The sequence below is a fragment of the Bradyrhizobium sp. genome, assembly GCF_050014615.1.
GTDB lineage: Bacteria > Pseudomonadota > Alphaproteobacteria > Rhizobiales > Xanthobacteraceae > Bradyrhizobium.
The window spans coordinates 1-5,742 of the sequence record NZ_JBEKCZ010000278.1; the positions used below are offsets into that span (position 1 = coordinate 1).

The 5,742-nt window shown below is 60.9% G+C and carries 8 protein-coding genes; 3 read left to right on the plus strand and 5 right to left on the minus strand.

The window, feature by feature from the left end; all coding sequences use genetic code 11:
• Both ABR948_RS27795 and ABR948_RS27800 read right to left on the minus strand, forming a co-directional pair.
• A partial coding sequence (locus ABR948_RS27795) for an NAD-dependent succinate-semialdehyde dehydrogenase (RefSeq protein WP_428124223.1) occupies positions 1-1,436 on the minus strand: 1,436 nt, incomplete at its 3' end.
• 72 nt (positions 1,437-1,508) lie between these two features.
• The gene (locus tag ABR948_RS27800; RefSeq protein WP_428124225.1) at positions 1,509-1,829 is read right to left on the minus strand and encodes a hypothetical protein; all 321 of its coding nucleotides are present in this window, start codon (positions 1,827-1,829) and stop codon (positions 1,509-1,511) included.
• A 330-nt stretch (positions 1,830-2,159) separates the two neighbouring features.
• Here ABR948_RS27800 and ABR948_RS27805 point away from each other — a divergent pair, with 330 nt between their 5' ends.
• Positions 2,160-3,359 (plus strand): serine hydrolase domain-containing protein, encoded by a 1,200-nt coding sequence (locus tag ABR948_RS27805; RefSeq protein WP_428124227.1) that lies wholly within the window; start codon positions 2,160-2,162, stop codon positions 3,357-3,359.
• A 710-nt stretch (positions 3,360-4,069) separates the two neighbouring features.
• Here the strand turns inward: ABR948_RS27805 and ABR948_RS27810 are convergent.
• Together ABR948_RS27810 and ABR948_RS27815 are read right to left on the minus strand one after the other, a co-directional pair.
• Positions 4,070-4,300: an AbrB/MazE/SpoVT family DNA-binding domain-containing protein gene (locus ABR948_RS27810; protein WP_428124229.1), complete on the minus strand. Its 231-nt coding sequence runs from the start codon at positions 4,298-4,300 to the stop codon at positions 4,070-4,072.
• 45 nt (positions 4,301-4,345) lie between these two features.
• The gene (locus ABR948_RS27815) at positions 4,346-4,558 is read right to left on the minus strand and encodes a hypothetical protein (protein WP_428124231.1); all 213 of its coding nucleotides are present in this window, start codon (positions 4,556-4,558) and stop codon (positions 4,346-4,348) included.
• A gap of 134 nt (positions 4,559-4,692) precedes the next feature.
• Between ABR948_RS27815 and ABR948_RS27820 the strand changes: the two genes are divergently transcribed.
• Positions 4,693-4,989, plus strand: coding sequence for a type II toxin-antitoxin system RelE/ParE family toxin (locus ABR948_RS27820; RefSeq protein ID WP_428124233.1), 297 nt, complete (start codon positions 4,693-4,695; stop codon positions 4,987-4,989).
• Between the two features lie 8 nt (positions 4,990-4,997).
• A complete protein-coding gene (locus tag ABR948_RS27825) occupies positions 4,998-5,306 on the plus strand; it encodes a HigA family addiction module antitoxin (protein ID WP_428124235.1) in 309 nt (102 codons plus the stop codon).
• Between the two features lie 40 nt (positions 5,307-5,346).
• Here the strand turns inward: ABR948_RS27825 and ABR948_RS27830 are convergent.
• Positions 5,347-5,742: type I restriction-modification enzyme R subunit C-terminal domain-containing protein (locus tag ABR948_RS27830; protein ID WP_428124237.1), on the minus strand; the 396-nt coding region annotated here is incomplete at its 5' end.

Genomic DNA, 5,742 nt, shown 5'->3' on the forward strand with positions numbered 1-5,742 from the left:
CCTTCGCGGCCGAGGCCGCTTTCCTTGACGCCGCCGAACGGCGCCACTTCGGTGGTGATCAGCCCGGTGTTGACCCCGACCATCCCTGACTCCAGCGCTTCCGCCACCCGCCAGACCCGGCCGAGGTCGCGCGAATAGAAATACGAGGCCAGCCCGAACGGTGATTGGTTGCACATCGCGATCACGTCGGCCTCGTCCTTGAAGCGAAACACCGGCGCCAGCGGTCCGAAAGTCTCCTCCCGCGACACCAGCGCATCGGGCGCGACGTTGGCGAGCACCGTGGGCTCGAAGAAAGTGCCGCCGAGCGCGTGGCGCTTGCCGCCGATAACGATCCTGGCGCCATGCTTGACCGCGTCGGCGATATGCTTTTCGACCTTGTCGACCGCTTCCATGTTGATCAGCGGGCCCTGCGTCACGCCCTGTTCCGTGCCGTCGCCGAGCTTCATGGCGGCGACTTTCTTCGAAAGTTTTTCCACGAATTGATCGTAGATCTTGTCCTGGGCGTAGATGCGGTTGGCGCAGACGCAGGTCTGGCCCATGTTGCGGTATTTCGAGACCATGGCGCCTTCCACGGCGGCGTCGATATCGGCGTCGTCGAACACCACGAACGGCGCGTTGCCGCCAAGCTCCAACCCGAGCTTCTTCACCCCGACCGCCGCCTGTTGATACAGAATCTTGCCGACCTCGGTGGACCCGGTGAAGCCGACGAAGCGCACCGCGGGATGTTCGCACAGCACCTTGCCGATCGCCGACGAATTGCCGGTGATGATATTGAACACCCCCTTGGGCACGCCCGCCTTCTCAGCCAGCGCCACCAGCGCCAATGCGGTGAGCGGCGTCTCGTTGGCGGGCTTGAGCACCACGGTGCAGCCGGCGGCCAGCGCCGGCGACACCTTGCGGGTGATCATCGAGCAGGGAAAATTCCATGGCGTGATGGCGCCGCAGACGCCGATCGGCTGGCGGATCGCCAGCAACCGCGCATCCGGCCGCTGCGTCGGAATGGTTTCGCCATAGACGCGACGGGCCTCCTCGGCGAAAAACTCGACATAGGCGCCGCCGATATCGATTTCGCCCAGCGCCTCGGAAAGCGGCTTGCCCTGCTCCGAGGTCAGGATCAGCGCCAGATCTTCGCGGTTGGCGATGATCAGGTCGAACCATTTGCGCAAGGTATTGGAGCGTTGCTTGGCGGTCAGCTTGGCCCAGGCCGGAAATGCGCGCTCGGCGGCTTGCACGGCTTGCGTGGCTTCCGCCGTGCTCATCCTCGGCACCTTCGCCAACTCGACGCCATTGACCGGATTGGTCACGGGATGGGCCGGCGTGCCGGTCCAGGCGCCGTCGATATAGCACTGCTCGCGCAGCAGCGACGGATCTTTCAGGCGGTCGCGAAGCGTCGGGGCGGAGGCTTGCGAAGCGCGTGCGGCAGCGGTCGGGGTCATGGCGTCACTCCTCGGATTTTTTTGGGCCGCGAACTTGAGTATAGGCCGAAGCCGACCGCAAGGGCGGTTGGTTTAGGCCGCCCCGCTCATATAGGTTTCACGGCGACCGATCATACGTTCCACCGCGGCCTTGGCATCGGCCTTCGAAGACGTCGCGCAGGTGCGATATTCAAGGTCCGGCATCACGGCCGGTCCGCGCCGGCCAAACCATGATTTTGATGACACCGGCAATTGCGCCAGCGCGCTTGCCACATTTTCAACCGCGTCGAACGAAAACAACGCCCCGGTCGCGGCATATCGGACTTCAAAGATACCGGGGCTGATCGGCGCTTCGATATTCTCGCCGCGCTCCGCACGGGGATACCGTCTCCACTCGCTCCAGGTCGAAATCATTGCCGCCCCCTTGCGGCATTCAAAGCCGCAATCATTTTCTTCAAATTGTTCAGTCGCAAGCGCCGTTTGTGCCGCGATCTGAACGTCTTATTCCAAAATTGGTTCCAATCAACGCCTCAACGATATCGCCGACAGGCCCAGACGTCACCGAGAATGCCGCCCAATTCGCCGCAAATTATGGCGAGTGTTGCAGTTCGGTCGCTTTTCCCATCGGGGGTGTGATCACGAGGTCGCGACCGGAATAATTCCAAACGCCGAGCGATCATCTTGCGGGAAGCGGCGGGCGGGAGGAAGATTGGTGACTTAAGAAAATAAACCGGAGGTGACCCCATGCAAAGCAAAGCTCAGATCGATCAGATTCTGCGTGCGAAATGCGACGCCAAGGAGATTCCCGGCGTGGTCGCAATCGCTGCCAACAGCAAGGAGATTATCTATCAGGGCGCGTACGGCAAACGCGACCTGTCCAAGGACGATGCCAAGGACAATGCCATGACAGCCGATAGCGTGTTCTGGATTGCCTCGATGACCAAGGCGATCACGGCCGCGGCGGGCATGCAATTGGTCGAGCAGGGCAAGCTCTCGCTCGACGCCCCGATCGGCAAGGTGTTGCCCGATCTCGCGGCGCCACAGGTGCTCGAAGGCTTCGACGCCAAGGGCGAGCCGAAGCTGCGGCCGGCGAACAACCCGATCACGCTGCGCCATCTCATGACCCACACCGCCGGTTTCGCCTACGACATGTGGAACGGCGACATGGTGAAATATCTGGAGAAGACCGCAACACCCGGCGTCACTTCCTGCAAGAACGCCGCGCTGAAGACGCCGATCATGTCCGATCCCGGCACGCGCTGGGAATACGGCACCAATATCGATTTCGTCGGCAAGGCGGTCGAGGCGGTGAGCGGCCAACGGCTCGATGCCTATCTGCGCGACCATTTGTTCGCGCCGCTCGGCATGACCGATACCGGCTTCAAGATCGGGGAAGCGCAACGCAAACGGCTGGTCGCCATGCATTCCCGTGGCGAGGACGGATCGCTGGCGCCGATCCCGTTCGAACTCGAGCAGGATCCGGAATTCCACATGGGTGGCGGCGGCCTCTACGGCACCGCGGGCGACTACATCAAATTCACCCAGATGATCCTCAACAAGGGACGCGGCAACGGCAACCAGGTGTTGAAGCCCGAGACCGTTGCGGTGATGGGACAGAACCACATCGGCCAGCTCAACATGACCAAAATGACATCGGCGGTCGCATTCGCGACCAACGATGTCGATCTCTATCCCGGCATGGCGAAGAAATGGGGGCTCAGCTTCCTGATCAACACCACCAAGACGCCGGAGGGCCGCAGCCCCGGCAGCCTCGCCTGGGCGGGCCTCGCCAACACCTATTTCTGGATCGATCCGTCGCGCGACGTCAGCGGCGTGATCCTGATGCAGGTGCTGCCGTTCGCCGACCCCAAGTGCCTGGAAGCGTTCGCAGGCTTCGAGACCGGCGTTTACGCTGCGCTCGATGCGGCGCAGAAGGCGGCGTAGGGCAGCGCTCTCTCTGTTCCCTCCCCCCTTGTGGGGGAGGGTTAGGGAGAGGGGTAAGCCGCAGACACCGAATTCGCGGCTACCCCCCTCTCCAACTCTCCCCCACAAGGGGGGAGAGAGCCGACCGGAGAACGTTGATACAGACATGAGATTTCATTCCCGCGGCGCCATGCGCCCGAGTTTTGCAGGACGTTTCGCGCCTTGAAATCAGAGGGCGCAGGGAAGACCGGGTGTGCGCTGCACCCGCGGTCTCGCGTGCAAAATGGGAAAAGAAACGCACACGAGCATACAGGTTCAGCGGAGGCAATCCGGCCTTCCCTGCGCAATGGTTTTACGACTTATTTCGCGCTCTCCCCGGTGACCGGGCTTTGTTGCCACCGTCGCTGCGCGGATGTCTGCGTGTCGGGCCGTTAGGGCCGACATCGCATTCCAGCGCAACTTGACACCAGCGTCGGGGTGTCAGGACCACACGACTTCGCCGTCCGCATCACGCGCCGTTCGTCAAAGGCGCATCCGCGTCCACCGCATCCCGTCCCGCGTTTGTGACGATCGCGAACGCCCCTCTGTGGGACGAGACGCGCAAAGGATGCCGGTGATTTGGGTTTGCGACAAAGCGGAATATTTTTTCGGGCAGGACTGGACAGGTGGAATCAGCTTGAACCGAAAAGGGAAATTCGTTTCTAGGCGCAGAACGGGGAGAGGTGGAGTGATCACCGCTCGTTCGCCTCGTCCCGATCGAATTTGTAATCGGGAGGAAGCGTCCAGTTGAGGGAGGTCAGGCGCTCAAGCGCCGCCTTGCGCCGGTCTTCTTTCTGGACGACCAGCGTTCGTTCGACCACATCAACGATGTTGATTTCGTCGCCGGCACTCAGGCCCATTTTTTCAACCAGCGCTTTGGGTAGCCTGACGGCCAGGCTGTCGCCCCATTTCGAAACCTGCATGGCAGCCTCCATAGTGTACGTCCGCAACGATACACTGTTATGATATCATTGCAGACTCTTGGGCGATCTGCCGAGCGCGGCACCGAATTTTTCGAACCCGATCGTGGCGTTGATGTACGAGCGCAACGCGGCGCGCGCCTCCTCTAGGTCGCCGTCGAGCAGTGCCTGCATCGCCTCATCGAGCAAGGCACGCCGAAATTTGATGTCGCGGCGAGCCCGCGCCTGCACCGTCTGGCGAAAGCTTCTCGTCAGGGGCATCGCCTACGCACTTTTTTCGATCAGAATAGGATGGTTCATATGACGTAGCATACCACAGCCCGTAAGCGATATCACGTGCCCTCTCTTGCAGTATGGGTCAAGGAGTGGTACATTGCCTCAGATGGGGTTGCGGCATGATTCTGAGCTTCCGGGACGACTGGTTGCGGGAATTCTTCGTCAACGACGTCAGATCGAAGAAAATCCCGTCCGATCTGGAAGATCGCCTGTTCCGCAAAATCCAGATGATCGACGATGCGACAACAGACCGCGATTTAAGGTCGCCGCCCAGCAACCATTTTGAGAAGCTGCGGGGCAATCTTGACGGCCTCCACTCGATCCGCGTCAACAAACGATGGCGGCTGGTTTTTCGATGGGATAGCAGCCGGGGCGAGGCGAAAGAAGTATATCTAGACGATCACAGCTATGTGTGAGGCAAGCCATGTTGATGACAAAACGCAAGCCGGCGACGATTGGCGAAATTCTCGTCGAGGAATTCATGAAACCGATCGGCCTGACGCAAGGCGCGCTGGCGGAAGCCATGGGCGTGCAACGCAAACACGTCAATGAGCTGTGCAACGATCGTCGCAATGTGACCGCGGCGACGGCTCTCATTCTCGCCCGCGTGTTCGGCAACAGCCCGGATTTCTGGCTTAACGTGCAGCGGCGAAGCGACCTGTGGGAAGCCATGCACTCCCCCCGCGAACGCAAACGGATTGAACGCGCGCGACCTCTGACCACCGCAGCGTAAAGCCGGTTCGACCCGTGCGCAGCGATTAGACTTGCTGTCCTCAGGCCACCGCGCTGTCATTGATGGCCTGGATTTTCGTAAACAGCCGGGCGACTTTTTCCTCATTAAACAGCTTTTCAGGTCCGGTCGGCGCCAAATCCGTGAACGGCGGTTCGTAAAGCAATGCGGGGTCCATCACGCCTTGATCGGTCAGATGCTCGATCACCATGTTGATGAACTCGATCTGCGCGGCCGTCGCGACACCTTCCGCCAGAAATTCGCCGAAGGCTTCACGAACAGACGCGCGGTCGAGCCCGACAATCGAACGGACGAAGCGGCCAAAACCCTGGCTTGTCTTGCGGGCGCGCTCAATATCTCCGGCCTCGCCAATGCCAGCATCCAGCAACATCTTTTCGAGTTCGCTCAGGTCCGTTGGTGTGAGTGGTTTGCCCTGCCG